Source organism: Escherichia sp. E4742 (genome assembly GCF_005843885.1).
Taxonomy (GTDB): domain Bacteria; phylum Pseudomonadota; class Gammaproteobacteria; order Enterobacterales; family Enterobacteriaceae; genus Escherichia.
On the sequence record NZ_CP040443.1, the window covers coordinates 4,586,737 to 4,605,867 of the forward strand.

Sequence of the window (19,131 nt, forward strand, 5' to 3'; positions counted from 1 at the left end):
GGCCGGACGAGGCATTTACGCCGCATCCGGCTTTAAACCGGGCAATTTTGCAATTAACTTGCCGTTTCAGGCTTAAACACAATTTCCTGTTTTTCTTCATCTTCCTCGATGACTGGCGCAGTGCTGTGAATTTCGGCAACGCGTTTGCGCACACCAAACCAACCCACAACCAGCAAAATACCGATAATCGGCAGCGCCGCGATGGTATAAGTCCCGTTCGGGTAATCGAACGCCATCAGCACTAGCACGCACAGCAAAAACAGTAGCGTCAGCCACGACGTAAAGGGCGCGCCAGGCAGTTTAAAACTGACATCCGCTGCTTTGCCTTCTTTAATCGCTTTACGCAGGCGCATTTGGCACACGATGATAAACGCCCACGAGGCGATGATTCCCAGCGACGCGAAGTTCAACACAATCTCAAATACGCGAGACGGCACCAGATAGTTGAGGAATACGCCAACAACATAAACGACCAGTGTCGCAAGAATCCCGGCATATGGCACATGCTGACGGCTCATTTTCGCCATAAAACTCGGTGCGGAACCGCCCATCGCCATTGAGCGCAGAATACGTCCAGTGCAGTACAGACCTGAGTTCAGGCTGGAGAGGGCAGCGGTCAGCACCACAATGTTCATAATGCTGCCGATGTAAGGCACACCCAGTTTAGAGAAAAACGTCACGAACGGACTTTGTCCCGCCTGATACGCGCTCCACGGCAATAACATAACCAGCAACACCACGGAGCCGACGTAAAACAGACCAATACGCCAAATCACACTGTTAATCGCTTTAGGCACCATGGTCTGCGGATCTTTACATTCTCCGGCAGCTGTACCAACCATTTCAATGGAGGCAAAAGCAAACACTACGCCCTGAATCAACACCAGCGCAGGCAGCAAACCGTGTGGGAAGAAGCCGCCATTATCGGTAATTAAATGAAAGCCAGTGGTGTTGCCATCCAGCGGCTGACCGCTACCGAGGAACACTGTACCCACGACCAAAAAGGTCACAATGGCGAGCACTTTAATAAGCGCAAACCAGAACTCCATCTCCGCAAACCATTTCACACCGATCATATTCATGGTGCCAACGATGGTCAGCGCAGCGAGCGCAAAGACCCACTGCGGCACGCCGCCAAAGGCACCCCAGTAATGCATATACAGAGCGACGGCGGTAATATCGACAATCCCCGTCATCGCCCAGTTGATGAAGTACATCCAGCCAGCAACGTAAGCGGCTTTCTCTCCTAAAAACTCTCGGGCGTAAGAGACAAAACTGCCACTGGAAGGGCGATGTAATACTAACTCACCCAATGCACGCAAAATAAAAAACGAAAACAAGCCACATATTAAATAAACCAGTGCCAGCGCAGGGCCCGCCATTTGCAGTCGGGCTCCTGCACCTAAAAACAAGCCGGTGCCAATCGCGCCGCCAATGGCGATCATCTGCACCTGGCGATTGCCCATCGCTTTGTGATACCCCTCTTCGTGGGCATTAAGCCAGCGGCGTTTCGCGGCGTGTTGATCTGAAGTGTCGGTGTCGTGTTTACTCATTGCTCTCCCTGATTGCTTTAATGAAAAAGTCATATAAGTTGCCATGAACAATGTTTATTCATCCTGGCGATGATAGTTATCACCATTATTCTTTATGGGTATAAAACTATCGGCGCAGCATCCTACCCGTTATCGATAAACGATGCAAAACATCCCCTTACAATCCTGAAGGGGATTAATACAACTGACGAAAAAATGACAAATCCTTTAACTGGTTAACCTGTGTGCTGTCCTACACTTAATCTTTAAAAGATTGTGAGGGGCATATGATTAAGGTGTATGGCGTACCCGGATGGGGCTCTACAATCAGTGAGCTGATGCTAACATTGGCTGATATTCCTTATCAGTTCGTTGATGTCGGTGGTTTTGACCGCGAGGGTACTTCACGCGAGTTATTGAAAACCCTGAACCCGTTGTGTCAGGTTCCGACACTGGCGCTGGAAAATGACGAGATTATGACGGAGACAGCGGCGATTGCATTGATGGTTCTCGATCGTCGCCCGGACCTTGCTCCACCGGTTGGGAGCGCCAAACGTCAGCAGTTTCAACGGCTATTGGTCTGGTTGGTTGCTAATGTCTATCCAACGTTCACTTTCGCCGATTACCCTGAGCGTTGGGCATCTGACGCACCTGAACAGTTAAAGAAGAATGTTATTGAATATCGCAAATCGCTTTATATCTGGTTGAATTCACAATTGACCGCTGAACCTTATGCCTTTGGTGAGCAACTAACGCTGGTGGACTGTTATCTCTGCACCATACGCACATGGAGGCCTGGGCATGAATGGTTTCAGGATAATGCGCAGAATATCAGTGCGATTGCTGATGCTGTATGCCAGATACCAAAGTTACAAGAAGTACTAAAAAGGAATGAAATTATTTGAGTGGGATACCAGAGGATTATGTTATTTATTATTCAGTAACTTTATCCACAGTGACTGGCGTAATTAATTAGAATTATGTTATGTTTTTTAATTTATATCACTCTCCCTTCCATTCAGATTGTCTATTTCATTTCCTCTGAAAAGAAACCAACTATTCACATTGTGCAGATGTTTCAGTTGTTATCACAGGCACTCTATAATCTCAAAATATTTTTAATGATGGATATGCTCGGAGTTGGAGATGCAATTAACATTAATACAAATAAAAATATCTGGCAGGTATGCTAAAAGGATAAATGGCGCTTTCTGTATTTATTCGCGATTATCTGTAGTATAAATATGGAGAGCTTGATGAGTCAGAGCTAAAACAGCTATTGGTAAATAAATATGCTGATTTATTCAAGAAAATGGATGTATTTTAAATGTTGATTCTTAATATAACCTAATCAATAGATTATCACGTGAGAGCCACACATCACTGAAGGGGCAGGGGAAAACACCATTTTGGGAACAATGAATCAGGTACTCTTACCACTGAAGCAAGATCATCAGGGCACCAGGTGGTGGTGTAGTGCTTTGAAAATGGTCCTCTCGGGGGAGTTGTTATTATTTTCTATGCTATTTGCTTAATATATTCATCAGGTAAATTTAATAAATTCCTAATTTAAAATATCCACTATTAAGCCAGTGTTTACCGACGTTAAGATGGCAATGTGCAGATCATGTTATCAGGGTGGGGCGGTAGCGTATATTCCTCATACAAACCATCATTCACTTCAATGATTGTTATTGAATTATTTATTATGGTGAATAAAAAATATTATGAATATTGGTTTGACTTTGCATATCAGGTGTTTTTTTGTTACTCGCTGTAATGTACGAGCCTGTCGTGAATAACGTCGAGAACCCATCCGTTGCGTTTGTGATTATTTTTTTGACTAAACAGACACCCGTTTCTCTGAAGTAAAATCTCCGACAAAATCATCACATAACCATGACATTTTCTGATATTCCCCGGTAAAGCCAGAAGTCGGCTCGCTTATCTCATCCGCCCGACATGTTGTACATGCAATATGTGCGGATTATTATTCATTTTCACGGAGGTTGCTATGTCAACCGGATTACGTTTCACACTGGAAGTGGACGGCCTGCCACCGGATGCTTTTGCGGTGGTTTCCTTTCATCTGACTCAATCACTCTCTTCACTCTTTTCCCTCGACCTTTCTCTGGTCAGTCAGCAGTTTCTCTCCCTTGAATTTGCGCAGGTGCTGGACAAAATGGCCTACCTGACGGTATGGCAGGGCGGTGACGTACAGCGCCGGGTGAAAGGCGTGGTGACCTGTTTTGAACTGGGGGAGAACGACAAAAACCAGATGCTGTACAGCATGAAGGTGCACCCGCCGCTGTGGCGGGCAGGGCTGCGCCAGAATTTCCGTATCTTCCAGAATGAGGACATCCGAAGCATCCTTGGCACCATACTGCAGGAAAACGACGTCACGGAGTGGAGCCCGCTGTTCAGCGAGCCGCATCCTTCCCGTGAGTTTTGTGTCCAGTACGGCGAAACCGATTACGACTTTCTCTGCCGGATGGCAGCGGAGGAAGGCATCTTCTTTTATGAGGAGCACGCGCAGAAAAGTACCGACCAGAGTCTGGTGTTGTGTGACACGGTCCGCTATCTGCCGGAATCCTTTGAAATCCCCTGGAACCCGAACACTCGTACCGAGGTGAGCACCCTCTGCATCAGCCAGTTCCGCTACAGCGCACAAATCCGTCCTTCCTCTGTGGTGACCAAAGACTACACCTTTAAACGGCCGGGCTGGGCCGGACGTTTTGACCAGGAAGGCCAGCACCAGGATTACCAGCGCACACAGTATGAAGTGTATGACTGGCCGGGGCGTTTCAAGAGCGCCCACGGGCAGAACTTTGCCCGCTGGCAGATGGACGGCTGGCGAAACAACGCAGAGACCGCGCGGGGAATGAGCCGCTCGCCGGAGATATGGCCGGGACGGCGAATTGTGCTGACGGGGCATCCACAGGCGAACCTGAACCAGGAATGGCAGGTGGTGGCGAGTGAACTGCACGGCGAACAGCCACAAGCGGTGCCGGGATGGCGTGGCGCGGGGACGGCGCTTGAGAACCATTTTGTGGTAATCCCGGCAGACCGGACATGGCGACCACAGCCGCAGCTTAAACCGCTGGTGGACGGTCCGCAGAGCGCCGTCGTGACGGGGCCGGAGGGTGAGGAAATCTTCTGCGACGAACACGGACGCGTGCGGGTGAAATTCAACTGGGACCGTTATAACCCGGCAAATCAGGACAGCTCGTGCTGGATACGGGTGGCACAGGCGTGGGCGGGAACGGGGTTCGGCAACCTGGCGATACCGCGTGTGGGTCAGGAGGTGATTGTGGACTTCCTCAACGGTGATCCGGATCAGCCGATCATTATGGGGCGCACTTACCACGAAGATAACCGCTCGCCGGGCAGCCTGCCGGGGACGAAGACGCAGATGACCATCCGCTCAAAAACGTACATGGGCAGCGGATTTAACGAGCTGAAGTTTGACGATGCGACAGGGAAAGAACAGGTCTACATCCACGCCCAGAAGAACATGGATACCGAGGTGCTGAATAACCGGACCACGGATGTGAAGGTAAACCATACCGAAACGGTGGGAGGCAACCAGGATATCTCAGTGACCGGGATGCAAAGTACCAGCGTTAAATCGACTCAGTTCACACATGTCGAAAGTTTACGTCAGGTTGCGGTGCTACAGGGGCAGTCGATAGTGACCGGCGGGGATCATGAAGTTCTCGTACAGGATACGCTGCATCTTGCCGCCGGAAACGCCATTCATCTGCAATGTGGTGAGTCTGAACTGGTCATGCTGGCCAACGGTACGGTTGCCCTGTCCTGCACCAATTTCAACATTTATGCCGCCCAGAGAGGACAAATCACCGCAGCCCAGATACTGGATCTGAATATGGACGGCGCAAAGTCAGGTATCGAACAGCCCGGTCCACTGACGCCGTCGGCTATTTCTGAGCGTGTCGCCGCCGAGTTTCCCCCGCAGCAACCGGAGAAAAAATAATGCCGGATTATCACTTTAATGAAGGGCAGCTTACGTTACCGGCTTCAGGACGGGACTGCACCACGCATGTTTTGCGACTGCCGGAATTACAGGCTGTTCTGACTATCTCGCGGGACATTCTGTCAGGAGCCATGACACTGGAAGATTATGTCACCGCCCAGATTGAAAAAATTAAGCGCGATGCACGCCATGTGCAAATCCCGGAGCCGCAGTTTACTGACGCGCAGGCAGGAAAACGTGTCTGTCAGTTTGCCTGCCAGGCAGAGATTTCCGGGCTGGTTCATTACCAGCAACAACACATTATCCTGTCCGGACAATCGCTGCTGGCCTTCGCATGGACGCTCGCTCATCCGTTTACAGAGCAGGACCACCAGACATGGCAGAATATCCTGGCCAGTTTTGTCCCGCGTGAGACGGTAACGGAGTAAGGTCATGGGAACAGATTATCTGGCGGCCAAAATGGAAGATCCTCTTGAGCACACGTCTGCCCTGGGGGATTTCATGGGGGGCCTGGTCGAAGGGGTATGCTATGGGGTACTTTTTTGTGCCTCTGCCAACCCTGTTGGACTGGCGGTAGGGCTGACTGCCGGCTTTATTTTCAGCGATGTTATTTCTGAACTTGGCGATACGGTCAGTAGCTGGTTTCCCCCGGATGTTGCAGGAACGATAACCTCAGGCTCAAACAACGTTAATGTGAAATCCAGGCCAGCCGCCCGTGCGGCAGGTGCTGTGCCGGATGAAATATTACTGGCACTGCTGGAGGCGGAAGCGGCTAATCCACCGGACAGTAAGGGGATGCAACTCGTTAAAGGGATTGTGGCAAAAACTATTATGATTGCCAAACTACCTCTTTTGCCGGCAGAACTGGGCAGGATGGCAGGCAAGAAACTTGCTGCTTACCTCAAAGGGGAAAGTTCCCCGTCTCAGGAGGATGAACAGGGATTCTGGAGTAAGGTCTGGGAATCCATCAGCAATCCGGTGGTGGATGGCCCCGATCCGGCTTTGCATGTCGAGCCACGACTGCTGGACACGATTCACTGTGATAAACATCCCCCGCAACCGATACAGTATCTGGCTGAAGGTTCAGAAACCGTACGTATTAACAGCCAGCCCGCCTGCCGTAACGGTGATCGCAGTACCTGCGAGGCGGTGATTGCCCATACCCAGGCCAGTGCGAAAGTCCGTATTGGCGGGCGCAGCCTGGTGGTGAAAGAAATACACACCGGCAAAAATATGCTCGCTTACTATTCTGGGCTTATTGCCGGAGGATTTCTGGTCAGCTCGGTTCAGGCTCTGTTTTGCAGGACATCAGCTAAGGTGTTTGCGGGGAAGTTGCCCTGCCTGATGCTGGGTTCAGTCCTGGGCAATACGCTGGGGATACTCGTAGGAGGAACACTTTCCACTTCATTATCGTCCCTGTTTTCAGGGCAACAAGCGTCATCACAGACTGCCAGGCCGGTACACATCGCCTCTGGTGTAAAAATACTGGGCGGAGAGGATGAACTGGATTTTGCCTGTGACGGGTTAATCCCGCTGGCATGGCAGCGGGTTTACAGCAGCCTTAACGGCAATGAAGGTATTCTTGGTCGGGGCTGGTGCCTGCCGTTTGAAGTGTTCCTGCATCAGGAGCCTGCTGCTGTACCGGGAACGCAGGACAGCGCGCAGATATTTTTTCATGACATGTCCGGCAGGGAGCTGGGGCTGGGAGATGTTCCGGTCGGCGGAGCCATGTTCTATGTGGACGAAGGTTTCCGACTTTATCATCCCCTGGCTGGTATGTTCGTGCTGGAAAGCGCACAGGGACAGTACCAGATTTTTGAGGCAGATCCCCTGCATGATAGTCGGTTCCGCCTGACTCAGGAGTGCGACCGACATCTGAACGGTATCCGTTATTACTACGATGACCGGGGACTTCCGGTGCGGATCGAGGATGATCTTCAGGCCATCTGTCTGCATCTGGACTATCACCCGCAGCATTCCCGTCTGAAGACCGTATACCAGCAGTACCGACAGGAGGATACCCGGCCGGGCGTACTGCGTATTCGTTATGAATATAATGAACAGGCGCAGCTCACCGCCGTCGTGGATGCTGACGGGGTTGTGATGCGCCGTTTTGCCTGGGATGCGGAGCACGAGCGCCTGACCATGCACCAGACGGCGGATGGCATCCAGGCACATTACCGTTGGCAACCCACTTCCGGTCTTCCCGGTCATTTTCATGTTGCCCGGCACTGGCTACAGGAAGGCGAGCGGCGCAGCGGGGAGATCCGGTTTGATTACGATCCGGCGGCACGCCGGGCCACGCTGCATTATGGTGATGGCAGGCCGGACAGCCTGCATGAATGGGATGAGCAGTTCAACATTACCCGCTGGCAGCCAGCCCCGGATATCTGTTGGTTGTATGAATGGGGGGATAACCGGGAACTCCTGCGGGTGGTTGATCCCGCACAGTATGAATACGGCTTTAAGTACGATGAGCGCGGCAACCTGATCCAGGTGGTTGATCCTGTCGGTCAGGAATACCGGTTTGACTGGGACCAGGATTTTGCCTTTCCGCTGAAAGAGGAATATCCCGAAGGGCTGGTCTTACGCCATGTTTACAATGTCTTTGGCGATCGCATCAAAACCATTGACCAGGCAGGCCTCATCACCCGCTATAACCATGATGCTTCCGGGCTGGTTGAGAGCGTACAGGATGCCCGGGGCAACCTGTACCGCTACGGCTGGAATAATCGTGGGCAGTTAACGCAGCAGACGGACTGTTCCGGGTATACCACCCACCTGTATTATGATGAACAGGGGCGGCTGGCTGCCGTGACGGATGCACAGGGTAACCGCACCCGGCAGACGTTTTCAGCAGCGAACCGCCTGCAAAATCAAATCCGCCCTGATGGTGGCGAAACCACTTACCACTACAATACCCGTGGACAGCTTACCGGTGTGACCGATCCGGCTCGTCAGAGCAGCCGGTTTGACTATAACCTGCGCGGGCAGGTTATCCGCCACACTGACCCTCAACAGCGCCAGGTGCGCTTCGAATATGATGCCAACGGGCAGCTTATTGCGCTGTATAACCAGAAAAATGAAACATACCGTTTCAGCCGTGACAGCCTGTCGCGGCTGGAAGAGTCCTGCGATCTGACAGAATGCCGCGAAGTGTACCAGTACGACAGCCGGAGCAATATCTGTGGGATAACCCGCTATCCCGCTCGCGTGGCGTCCGGTCAGGAGGCACTTTTACCGCAGGTCACCCGGCTGGCGTATGATGCCGCAGGACGGGTGCAGTACCGGGAGAACGGGGATGGCGCTGTCTGTTACCAGTATGGAAAAAATACGCTGACACTCCAGCGATTTACGCCGGATGACTGGCAGAAGAAACAGCACGGGGATGAAAACGTCGTTGCGCAGGACACGCTGCATCTGGTTACGGATGAGTATGGCTGCCTGCTGGAAGAGCATAACCCGGCGGGCGTTTTTACCCACCGCTATGACGAACTGGGCAACCGCACAGAAACGCAGATGCCGGATGGTCGCCGCCTGAAGCGGCTGTACTACGGCAGCGGCCACCTGCAACAGCTCAATCTGGAAGACCACGACGGGCAGCAGACGGTACTGGCTGAGTTTGAACGTAACAGCCTGCACCAGGAAATCAGCCGGACCCAGGGCAGCCTGACACTGCGCACGGAATATGATGCCGCCGGGCGGGTAACAGCCCGTCTGGCGCAGATGGCGCATCAGCGACATGGAACACCGTTGCTGGAGCGGCGTTACAGCTGGGATCAGCGTGGCTTCCTGATGAGCCGTTACCACCGGACACAGGATGCGCAGGCGCTGCTTTCCCCGGAGGAACGCAGCGGCAGCACCTGGTACCAGTATGACTGCGCCGGGCAGATCCTGAGCGCACAGCAGCACTTCACGGTGCGGCAGTACTGCGATCTGGCCGGAAACCTGATGGAGGAGCGCGGTCCGGCGATCAAGAATAACCAGTTAATGCAGTACCGGGGCTGGCACTACCAGTATGATGCCTTCGGGCGTATGAGCAGGCGCACGGATGAACAGGCGCAACCGCAGGATTACCGCTATAACAGCGATAACCGGATGGTGGAAGTGCGGTTTGCGGACAGGACGCATTCCCGGTGGCAGCGGGTGGAGTACGACTACGATCTGCTCGGACGGCGGACGGGGAAACGGCTGTACCGGTGGCATGATGAGGGCGAAGCGGAACCGGCTCCGGAGAGGGTGCGTTTTATCTGGGACGGGATGCGGCTGCGGGGTGAAGACAGTCCGGGTAAGGCCACAGATGTCCTGTATGTCTACAACGGAGACAGTTATGAGCCGCTGGCCAGGGTGGATCGTTTTACCCGGCAGGTGATAGAACCGCAGGACACGCGCCCGCCGAAAACCATGGTATATTACTACCACACGGCGCTGAACGGCCTGCCGGAAGCGATGACCAGTGAGTCAGGGCAACTGGTGTATGAAGCGCGTTATGAACTGTGGGGGAAAGAAACGGAGGCGGCAAGCGCGCATACGGTTCTGACAGTGGAGCAAAACCTGCGGTTCGCGGGGCAGTATTTTGACGCGGAAACGGGGCTTCACTATAATACGTTCAGATTTTATGCACCGGAGTGTGGGCGGTTTACCCCGCCAGACCCGATAGGGCTGGCGGGGGGACTGAATCTTTATCAGTATGCACCGAATCCTTTAAGTTATATTGATCCCCTCGGATTAAAACCATGCGCGCCTACTGGTGAATTTGACCGTGTAACTACCGGGAAAGTCTATAGAGTCATTAGGCCCGATGAAGATCCTTTATCCGGGTTATTTTCCCTTAACCCAAATAATATAAAAACTGTTGCAGGGCATGTAACATCAGGCAGTCGCTCTCCATCTCAGTTTATATCAGCAACAAAAGATTTAAGCATTGCTGAAAAATGGGCTGCGAAATCAGGGAATCGTATTGTTGAAATAGACTTGAGTAAAGTTTCTGGCGGCGCAATTGATATATCATCCCCTAAAGGACTCGATCTCTTAGGTAATCAATTTGCAAGGCGGCTGGCTAAAGGTTCTTCAGAAGTGTTGTTTGACGGCCCCATTCCAGCGGGTGCGATTAATCCTCTTTAATAGGTAGATTATGAACGATAATAATTTTGATTTTAATAAAACTATTATTGATGTAGTGGAAATGATTAGATTAGCGGATGATTTAGATACAAACATAATTGATAGGCTATATATGTCACTTGATAAAGTAATGACTGATTATCAAAGTGCTTCGCTTATCCCAAAATTACTTGCTTATGATCTTCTTGTTCTTCATGATAATTTGGAAGGTTCTTTAAAATTTTACTCTGGTAAAGATAATGAATATATATCAGGAGTTAATTCAAAGGTTAGTGAATATATCGAAAAAATACTTTTAAGCTAAAATAAAAGCCGGGGGGGAAATTAAATCTTCCCGGCTTTTTTATTATTTAACTTTCGTTCAGCACACTAAACACCCCGTCCAGGGAAAGATCATCAGAAGTACACTTTCTGTACTAAATAATTCGCATTTTATGTTTAAAAATTGAGACATTCCTCATTGCCTAAAGCTGTTTTTTATTGCTTATACATGATCAAATACTCCTTACATAATTAAGGAGAACAAAATGGAACTTAAAAAATTGATGGAACATATTTCTGTTATCCCCGATTACAGACAAGCCTGGAAAGTGGAACATAAATTGTCGGATATTCTACTGTTGACTATTTGTGCCGTTATTTCTGGTGCAGAGGGTTGGGAAGATATAGAGGATTTTGGGGAAACTCATCTCGATTTTTTAAAACAATATGGTGATTTTGAAAATGGTATTCCTGTTCACGATACCATTGCCAGAGTTGTATCCTGTATCAGCCCTGCAAAGTTTCATGAGTGCTTTATTAACTGGATGCGTGATTGTCATTCTTCAGATGATAAAGACGTCATTGCAATTGATGGAAAAACGCTCCGGCACTCTTATGACAAGAGTCGCCGCAGGGGAGCGATTCATGTCATTAGTGCGTTCTCAACAATGCACAGTCTGGTCATCGGACAGATCAAGACGGATGAGAAATCTAATGAGATTACAGCTGTCCCTGAACTTCTTAACATGTTGGATATTAAAGGAAAAATAATCACAACTGATGCGATGGGTTGCCAGAAAGATATTGCAGAGAAGATACAAAAACAGGGAGGTGATTATTTATTCGCTGTAAAAGGAAACCAGGGACGGCTAAATAAAGCCTTCGAGGAAAAATTCCCACTGAAAGAATTAAATAATCCAGAGCATGACAGTTACGCAATTAGTGAAAAGAGTCACGGCAGAGAAGAAATCCGTCTTCATATTGTTTGCGATGTCCCTGATGAACTTATTGATTTCACGTTTGAATGGAAAGGACTGAAAAAATCATGCGTGGCAGTCTCCTTTCGGTCAATAATAGCAGAACAAAAGAAAGAGCCAGAAATGACGGTCAGATATTATATCAGTTCTGCTGATTTAACCGCAGAGAAGTTCGCCACAGCAATCCGAAACCGCAGGCACGTGGAGAATAAGCTGCACTGGCGTCTGGACGTGGTAATGAATGAAGACGACTGCAAAATAAGAAGAGGAAACGCAGCAGAATTATTTTCAGGGATACGGCACATCGCTATTAATATTTTGACGAAGGATAAAATATTCAAGGCCGGGTGAAGACGTAAGATGAGAAAAGCCGCTATGGACAGAGACTACCTCGCGTCAGTCCTTGCGGGGTGCGGGCTTTCGTAATCTTGCCCTGGATATAGAGGATTTTGGAGAAACACATCTCGATTTTTTGAAGCGATATGGTGATTTTGAAAATAGTATTCCTGTTCACGATACCATTGCCAGAGTTGTATCCTGTATCAGTCCTACAAAATTTCGCGAGTGTTTTATTAACTGGATGCGTGAATGTCACTCTTCAGATGATAAAGACGTCATCGCAATTGATGGAAAAACGCTCCGGCACTCTTAAGATAAAAGTCGTCGCAGGGGAGCGACTCTCGTTATTGGTGCATTCTCAACAATGCACAGTCTGGTCTTCGTGAAGATCAAGACGGATGAAAAATCCAATGAGATTACGTGATTTCTGAACGTCTTAACATGATGGGCATTAAAGGAAAAATAATCACCACCGCTCCAATGAATGCCAGAAAGACATCGCAGAGAAGATAGCTCTGGACAAATATTACCACCCGTCAGCCCTTGTTAAGAGCGGAGAGACGTAATCTATCCAGTCCCCTAATGCTTATAAAGCCCATCGATTTCGCCCATTTTCTTTCGCCCGGTATAACGCGGTGTCGGCATCTGAAACAATTTGTTCAGCCGTTTTTGCGGGAGCAGAACAGGCAATCCCCTGACTAACCGTAACAAATGCACTAACAGCAGATGCCTGATGCGAGATAGCTGCCAATTTAAGTTCTTGCTTCACTCTGGCTGCTACCGCCTCAGCTTCCGGCAATGTTGCATTAAAAAGTAGGATGGCAAACTCTTCGCCACCATAACGAGCGACTATGTCTTCAGGCTGGCGTATTGCGCGTTGTAGGGCGTCGGCAACTTGTATCAAACATTTATCGCCCGCTGGGTGCCCGTAGGTGTCGTTGTAGCGTTTAAAAAAATCAACATCCAACATAATGAGAGCAAATGACCCGCCGTTATCTATCGCGTCGTGTAAGATACTGTTCATTGCACGTCGGTTTGCTATCCCAGTTAAAGGATCACGATGTGCTAATGCATCAAGGCGATTAATTAACTGGTTGTTGTACTTGTTTTGTTGCCATGCTTCTTCAAACCAACGTAATAAAATAAGTCGCCCACCATATAGCGCCAGTGAAAAAAGGCTCCAGATAACAGCGAAATGAATATTGATCTGTTGATTAAGCATAAGGCTCGCTATTGGAGTGGTGAGCCATAAGGGAATGACAAATGCGAGCAATGATGGGGTATGGAAATAAAGTGCGACAACGCCACTAAGCATTAATAATACACATAGTGGATAAGCAAACTGCAGCGTCCAGTGTGCAATAAAGTGATAACTACACCATGACCATAGCAGGCTCAGGGCAACTAATAGTACCTGGATAGGTAGTGTTTTTTGCCGAGGGATGAGTAGTAAACCACAGCAAATCAACAGAATACCCGTTGCAGATATATCAATAGAATGTATGAGGCTTTTTTCATTTAACCAGGGAGGAGTAAGGTCATTAAACAGAACACGGCGCAGCAAAATCATCAATGCAAAACTGACATTGATAAAAGCAAACCATGGCAAACTAATTGTCATACCGCGAATAACCATGTCGCGGCGGGTTTTCCACGAGTGATGCGTTTTTCTTCTTTCAGCCATTTCTTATAACCAGAAAAGGGCAGGAAACCTGCCCAATTTATACTGAATTTATGGTGTCACTATATTGAACCAAAACTCAAAATTATCCATATAATCTAACAGCTCGTTGAGTTTTTCCGCATTGCCGGTAATTTTGACATCTCCTTTGTCTGTGGCTTCTTTCAGCGTCTCTTCTTTCAGTACAATTTTGTTCAATACATCACGAGACAGAGTGATAGTGGCATCAGCATCCGAAGCTTCTACACCAGCGGTATGATTGAGAACACCATTTTCAAGCTCCACTTTATAGGTGCCGCCATCTTCACCAAAATCGAAATTCAACACGGCTTTGGCGTCTGCCGCTTTCTCACCATTAATATGGACGGCAAGATAATCAAAGAACATCTCTGGCGTCATTGCACGCACAGTGTCAGGGCTGGCAGTATTTGGTGTTGGTAATTTTTGTACGCCGTTACGCAATTCCTGTGCGCCAGTGAGATAGAAATTACGCCACGGCCCAGATTCAGCCTGATAGCCTAACTGCTCAAGCGCATCAGCTTCCAGATTTCTCGCTGCCTGGTTGTTTGGATCCGCAAACACCACCTTACTGACAACCTGAGCAACCCAGCGGAAATTACCCTGGTCATAATCCTGTTTGGCTTTTTGTAAAATGGCATCAGCACCGCCCATATACTCGACAAATTTCTTTGCGCCTTCTTCTGGCGGCAGTTCATCAAGCGTTGCGGGATTACCATCAAACCAGCCGAGATAAAGCACGTAAGTTGCTTTTACGTCATGACTTACCGAACCATAATAGCCGCGATTCGCCCAGGTGTTAGCCAGTGAAGAGGGCAGTTTAAAGTTTGCGGCAATTTCATCACGGGTCATCCCCTGATTTGCCATACGGAGAGTTTGATCATTGATGTAACGATACAAATCACGCTGGCTTTTAAGCAGTTTGACCACGTTATCGTTGCCCCAGGTTGGCCAGTGATGTTGAGCGAGAATAATCTCGGCTTTATCGCCCCATAAATTGAGTGCTTCGTTAATATATTTTGACCACGGCAGCGGTTGGCGAATTTTGGCACCACGCAGCGAATAAGTGTTGTGAAGGGTGTGCGTGACATCTTCTGCTGTTTCGATCAGTTTCTTTTCTTCAATAAACCACAGCATTTCAGAAGGCGCTTCGGAACCAGGCGCCATCAGAAAATCATAGGTCAACCCGTCAATAGTTTCTTTTTGCCCGGTTTTGGTGATGTAGTTAGTAGGAGCAATCAACGTGACCGTTCCTGCTGAAGTGGTTGTTCCCAGTCCCGCGCCGACCTGGCCTTTAACATCAGGTTTCAATAAGTTGCCATACATATAACTGGCTCGTCGGCTCATCACATTGCCAGCCATAATATTTTCGGAAACGGCCTCCTCCAAAAATCCGGCTGGCGCATAGATTTTAACTTTGCCTGATTTAACGTCAGCTTCATCAATTACGCCGCGAACACCACCGTAGTGATCGACATGACTGTGTGTGTAGATAACCGCCACTACCGGTTTCTGGCCGCGATTTTTGTAATAGATATCCATCCCAACTTTGGCTGTTTCTGCTGAAACAAGTGGATCAACGACGGTAATACCCTCTTTGCCTTCAATGATGGTCATATTTGATAAATCGAGGTTACGAATCTGATAGATACCTTCAGTCACTTCAAATAATCCGCTGATATTTATCAATTGCGCCTGACGCCATAAACTTGGATTCACCGTATCAGGGGCTTTGTCGCCTTCTTTTATAAAAGCGTATTGTTGTGGATCCCATATAATATTTCCTTGTTCGCCCTTAATCATATCCTGAGGAATAGGGGCAATAAAACCTTTATGGGCATCAGTAAAGTCAGTGTTATCGGAAAACGGCAACTGGTTATAGAGTAAATTGTTTGCTTGCTGCGTGGCTGCGGTGGCGTTTTTAGGGGCTTCCGCCGCGAGGAGAGGTAAGGAACTGGTGGTGAATAATCCCGTTATTAGCAGACTTTTAACAATATGATTAAGCTGCATCTTAAGTGTCTCCAGAATGGATTTTTATTGGTGTAATTACGGATGAAAATTTTTTGTGCGGGTAAGAATAACTATAATGGGCGTTAATAAATTGGCAAACCGGGAACTTGAAGTTTTCTTAATGGTATGTTGGCGAAGAATATATTCTGCAAGTTAACGTTTTCGTTGGTGCTTTATTTAAAAGGGTGTAGTACAAATATGTACAATTTCAAGCAGGCATTATTGCCGTAAAAACGCATTACCGGACACACGACATTCACAACGTGTGTTAATTTTACTGACATCTTTCAAAAGGAGCACAAAAATGCCGCACATAGACATTAAATGTTTTCCGCGTGAACTGGACGAACAACAAAAAGCAGCGCTTGCTGCAGATATTACCGACGTTATTATTCGCCATCTGAACAGTAAAGACAGTTCGATAAGCATTGCGCTACAGCAGATTCGACCAGAATCATGGCAAGCTATCTGGGACGCCGAAATAGCGCCCCAAATGGATGCCTTGATAAAGAAACCTGGTTACAGCATGTAATGCTTAGCCAGCCGTGACACGCTTGCCGCTGGTAACAAACGTGCCAGCACCTAAATGATGTAACGTATTGAGCTTATCATCATCAAACTGCCAGCGGCCTTCGACAAATACCCGTGCGTCTGCCGCTGCTGATACCACTTCACCAAACAGCGTGTCGTATTTCTCTTGCGCGGAAGTCGCTGGTAGCAATCGGCACTCCATCCACGCCAGACATTTTTCCTCAACCAGAGGCAAACCAAGTACCGGGCCTTTCACTACCGGAATGCCATAGCAATTAAATTTATCTTCTTCACGCCCAGATACACTTCCCACTGCCCACGTCCAGTTAGTCGCTGCAACGCCCGGGATAACGATGCCAAATTTACCGTTACGTTCAATTAACTCCCTGGTCCATGTCGATTTATCTACCACAATCGCGACGCGTGGGGGTTCAAACTCCACCGGCATTGACCAGGCTGCAGCCATAATGTTACGCCGCTGGGATTGCTCATCGAAACTGGTGATCATGACAGTTGGGCCATGATTTAACAGACGGCTGGCATGGTGTAATTCTACGGGGATGAATCGGCTCACGGTATCGCCTCGCTATGAAGGGTGTTTTAAAAGCGTAGCTCGTAACGCAATAAGCAACGAAATTAACGGGATCGGCGATTTGCGAACGTGATGCATGTCCGCGATCGCACAAAATAGCCTGTGCGGCGTCTATTCTAGGTTATAAGTTGATAAAACCACTAACGGAAACGCCTGATGACGCCCATTCTGAATCATTATTTTGCCCGCATTAACTGGTCGGGAGCTGCTGCGGTCAATATCGATACGCTTCGTGCATTACACCTGAAACACAATTGCACCATTCCATTTGAAAATCTTGATGTTCTGCTGCCGAGGGAAATGCAGCTTGATGATCAATCTCTGGAAGAGAAATTGGTGTTCGCCCGGCGTGGCGGTTATTGCTTTGAACAGAATGGCGTGTTTGAGCGGGTATTACGCGAGCTGGGTTTTCATGTACGTAGTCTGTTAGGGCGCGTAGTGTTATCTAATCCACCATCATTACCGCCGCGCACGCACCGTCTGTTGTTAGTAGAACTGGAAGGTGAACAATGGATTGCCGACGTTGGTTTTGGTGGTCAGACGCTGACCGCGCCAATCCGTTTAGTGCCGGATATCGCGCAAACAACGCCACATGGCGAATATCGGCTGTTACAGGAAGGGGATGACTGGGTTTTGCAGTTTAATCATCATCAGCACTGGCAGTCGATGTACCGTTTTGATCTCTGCGAGCAGCAACAAAGCGATTATGTGATAGGTAATTTCTGGTCGGCGCACTGGCCGCAATCGCATTTTCGCCATCATTTGTTAATGTGCCGCCATTTGCCGGACGGTGGCAAGCTGACACTGACCAATTTTCATTTCACCCATTATGAAAATGGACATGCAGTGGAGCAGCTAAATCTACCGGATGTGGTGTCGTTGTATGCGGTGATGCAGGAGCAGTTTGGACTGGGCGTGGATGATGCGAAACATGGATTTACTGTGGATGAGTTAGCGTTGGTGATGGCAGCGTTTGATACACATCCGGATGCGGGGAAATAGTTTGTGCCAGAGTGCCGGATGCGGCGTAAACGCCTTATCCGGCGGTTGTAGGCTTGATAAGCGAAGCGCATCAGGCAATTTGTTTTTCTGCCATAATTGCAACGGTTTCAGAGTTCAATTGCCCATTCAGCATGGAAAAGAATCACCGCCGTGCCGGAAATGGTAACTTTCTCCGGCTGGTTATCGCGAATTGTCACCGTTACATCAATCACTCCATCACGACCCAATGCGCGCCCCTGATGGCCTTTAACACGCAACACGCTGCCATCGTGGGGCAATACGTTGTGATGCACCAACCATGCGCCCATCGGGCCATTGGCATTGCCGGTCACCGGATCTTCCACAATACCAATGGCAGGTGAGAACATGCGACCGTCGGTTTCGTTTTTGCCTGGGCGAAGCTGGAATGGGAAGAAACCATTGCAGCCAATCTGATTACTGATAGCGGTCAGTGCAGCAAGGTCAGGCGAAAAGGCGTCGATATCCACTTCCGATTTCAGTGGGATCATCACTTTTGAGTGTCCTGTGGTTGCGACCTGAATTGGCAAGTCTGGCAGAATATCGTCTTCAGTGAGATGAAGCGCGTTGATAATCGCCGCACGTGTTTCACCTTCCAGCGGTGGCTCAAAGCCAGGAGAACCTTGTTCCAGCGAAATACGATAATCATCGTTGTGCTTTTCGATAGTCACGCGGTGTTTTCCTGCCAGCGACGTTTGCCAGACCGTGCAATTTCCCAAACCTAATACCTTCGAACGTACATAATGTGCTGCCACGGTCGCGTGACCGCAAATCGGCACTTCAACCGTTGGCGTAAAGTAGCGAATGCGCACATCGCTGTCGTCGCTGTGCAGCAGAAACGCAGTTTCCGAATGGCCTAATTCGCGGGCGATAAGTTGCATTTGCGCTTCACTGAGATTATCGGCAGGGAAAACAACACCGGCAGAATTGCCGCGAAACGGTTGAGAGGTAAAAGCATCGACGTGGTAAACCTGCGGTTTCATTAACGTTCTCCTGTGGCTGGAGAACTATCATAGCCTGCAACAGGCCGGAGAGCGAAGGGCTATCCGGCC

General features: G+C 49.0%; 13 protein-coding genes and 2 pseudogenes. 10 read left to right on the forward strand and 5 right to left on the reverse strand.

Annotation, left to right across the window (positions count from 1 at the left end; genetic code table 11):
• Window positions 1-53: 53 nt before the first annotated feature.
• Window positions 54-1,553 carry an L-asparagine permease gene (ansP, locus tag FEM44_RS22360; protein ID WP_135522620.1) on the reverse strand — a complete coding sequence of 500 codons (1,500 nt, stop codon included), beginning with the start codon at window positions 1,551-1,553 and terminating at the stop codon, window positions 54-56.
• A 266-nt stretch (window positions 1,554-1,819) separates the two neighbouring features.
• Here ansP and FEM44_RS22365 point away from each other — a divergent pair, with 266 nt between their 5' ends.
• The 8 genes and pseudogenes from FEM44_RS22365 to FEM44_RS22400 form a co-directional block, all read left to right on the forward strand.
• A complete protein-coding gene (locus FEM44_RS22365; protein WP_135522619.1) occupies window positions 1,820-2,437 on the forward strand; it encodes a glutathione S-transferase family protein in 618 nt (205 codons plus the stop codon).
• 75 nt (window positions 2,438-2,512) lie between these two features.
• Window positions 2,513-2,725, forward strand: coding sequence for a DUF5445 family protein (locus FEM44_RS22370; RefSeq protein WP_135522618.1), 213 nt, complete (start codon window positions 2,513-2,515; stop codon window positions 2,723-2,725).
• A gap of 821 nt (window positions 2,726-3,546) precedes the next feature.
• Window positions 3,547-5,526: a type VI secretion system Vgr family protein gene (locus FEM44_RS22375; protein WP_135522616.1), complete on the forward strand. Its 1,980-nt coding sequence runs from the start codon at window positions 3,547-3,549 to the stop codon at window positions 5,524-5,526.
• Window positions 5,526-5,954 (forward strand): DcrB-related protein, encoded by a 429-nt coding sequence (locus tag FEM44_RS22380; RefSeq protein ID WP_135522615.1) that lies wholly within the window; start codon window positions 5,526-5,528, stop codon window positions 5,952-5,954. The genes FEM44_RS22375 and FEM44_RS22380 overlap by 1 nt, the downstream gene beginning before the upstream one ends.
• Window positions 5,955-5,958: 4 nt before the next feature.
• Window positions 5,959-10,650, forward strand: a complete 4,692-nt coding sequence (locus tag FEM44_RS22385) for an RHS repeat-associated core domain-containing protein (RefSeq protein ID WP_138159192.1) — start codon at window positions 5,959-5,961, stop codon at window positions 10,648-10,650.
• Window positions 10,651-10,660: 10 nt separating this feature from the next.
• Window positions 10,661-10,954 (forward strand): hypothetical protein, encoded by a 294-nt coding sequence (locus tag FEM44_RS22390; RefSeq protein WP_052318335.1) that lies wholly within the window; start codon window positions 10,661-10,663, stop codon window positions 10,952-10,954.
• A 223-nt stretch (window positions 10,955-11,177) separates the two neighbouring features.
• Window positions 11,178-12,314 (forward strand): annotated as a pseudogene (locus FEM44_RS22395) (ISAs1 family transposase).
• A 10-nt stretch (window positions 12,315-12,324) separates the two neighbouring features.
• Window positions 12,325-12,739: pseudogene (locus FEM44_RS22400) on the forward strand (ISAs1 family transposase); the annotation flags it as partial.
• A 74-nt stretch (window positions 12,740-12,813) separates the two neighbouring features.
• On the opposite strand, the gene FEM44_RS22405 reads toward FEM44_RS22400, so the two are convergent.
• Complete coding sequence (locus FEM44_RS22405; protein ID WP_135522610.1) at window positions 12,814-13,863, reverse strand: GGDEF domain-containing protein; 1,050 nt, start codon at window positions 13,861-13,863, stop codon at window positions 12,814-12,816.
• 96 nt (window positions 13,864-13,959) lie between these two features.
• Window positions 13,960-15,936, reverse strand: coding sequence for an alkyl/aryl-sulfatase (locus tag FEM44_RS22410; RefSeq protein ID WP_135522440.1), 1,977 nt, complete (start codon window positions 15,934-15,936; stop codon window positions 13,960-13,962).
• Between the two features lie 304 nt (window positions 15,937-16,240).
• On the opposite strand from FEM44_RS22410, the gene pptA reads away from it, so the two are divergent.
• The gene (gene pptA, locus FEM44_RS22415) at window positions 16,241-16,468 is read left to right on the forward strand and encodes a tautomerase PptA (RefSeq protein WP_135522439.1); all 228 of its coding nucleotides are present in this window, start codon (window positions 16,241-16,243) and stop codon (window positions 16,466-16,468) included.
• Window positions 16,469-16,471: 3 nt separating this feature from the next.
• Here pptA and FEM44_RS22420 read toward each other — a convergent pair whose 3' ends face one another.
• On the reverse strand, window positions 16,472-17,041 hold the full coding sequence (locus FEM44_RS22420) for a flavin reductase family protein (protein WP_001613030.1): 570 nt from the start codon (window positions 17,039-17,041) through the stop codon (window positions 16,472-16,474).
• A gap of 174 nt (window positions 17,042-17,215) precedes the next feature.
• On the opposite strand from FEM44_RS22420, the gene nhoA reads away from it, so the two are divergent.
• Window positions 17,216-18,061, forward strand: coding sequence for an N-hydroxyarylamine O-acetyltransferase (gene nhoA, locus FEM44_RS22425; protein WP_135522438.1), 846 nt, complete (start codon window positions 17,216-17,218; stop codon window positions 18,059-18,061).
• Between the two features lie 107 nt (window positions 18,062-18,168).
• Here the strand turns inward: nhoA and FEM44_RS22430 are convergent, their stop codons facing one another.
• Entirely contained in the window at window positions 18,169-19,062 is an 894-nt protein-coding gene (locus tag FEM44_RS22430) for a PhzF family isomerase (RefSeq protein ID WP_135522437.1), read from the reverse strand.
• Window positions 19,063-19,131 lie beyond the last annotated feature (69 nt).

What these genes read in the sequence shown, in the direction of transcription:
- ansP (WP_135522620.1), bottom strand. Translation starts at nt 1,553, where the DNA reads ATGAGTAAACACGACACCGACACTTCAGATCAACACGCCGCGAAACGC.
- FEM44_RS22365 (WP_135522619.1), top strand. Translation starts at nt 1,820, where the DNA reads ATGATTAAGGTGTATGGCGTACCCGGATGGGGCTCTACAATCAGTGAG.
- FEM44_RS22370 (WP_135522618.1), top strand. Translation starts at nt 2,513, where the DNA reads ATGTTATGTTTTTTAATTTATATCACTCTCCCTTCCATTCAGATTGTC.
- FEM44_RS22375 (WP_135522616.1), top strand. Translation starts at nt 3,547, where the DNA reads ATGTCAACCGGATTACGTTTCACACTGGAAGTGGACGGCCTGCCACCG.
- FEM44_RS22380 (WP_135522615.1), top strand. Translation starts at nt 5,526, where the DNA reads ATGCCGGATTATCACTTTAATGAAGGGCAGCTTACGTTACCGGCTTCA.
- FEM44_RS22385 (WP_138159192.1), top strand. Translation starts at nt 5,959, where the DNA reads ATGGGAACAGATTATCTGGCGGCCAAAATGGAAGATCCTCTTGAGCAC.
- FEM44_RS22390 (WP_052318335.1), top strand. Translation starts at nt 10,661, where the DNA reads ATGAACGATAATAATTTTGATTTTAATAAAACTATTATTGATGTAGTG.
- FEM44_RS22405 (WP_135522610.1), bottom strand. Translation starts at nt 13,863, where the DNA reads ATGGTTATTCGCGGTATGACAATTAGTTTGCCATGGTTTGCTTTTATC.
- FEM44_RS22410 (WP_135522440.1), bottom strand. Translation starts at nt 15,936, where the DNA reads ATGCAGCTTAATCATATTGTTAAAAGTCTGCTAATAACGGGATTATTC.
- pptA (WP_135522439.1), top strand. Translation starts at nt 16,241, where the DNA reads ATGCCGCACATAGACATTAAATGTTTTCCGCGTGAACTGGACGAACAA.
- nhoA (WP_135522438.1), top strand. Translation starts at nt 17,216, where the DNA reads ATGACGCCCATTCTGAATCATTATTTTGCCCGCATTAACTGGTCGGGA.
- FEM44_RS22430 (WP_135522437.1), bottom strand. Translation starts at nt 19,062, where the DNA reads ATGAAACCGCAGGTTTACCACGTCGATGCTTTTACCTCTCAACCGTTT.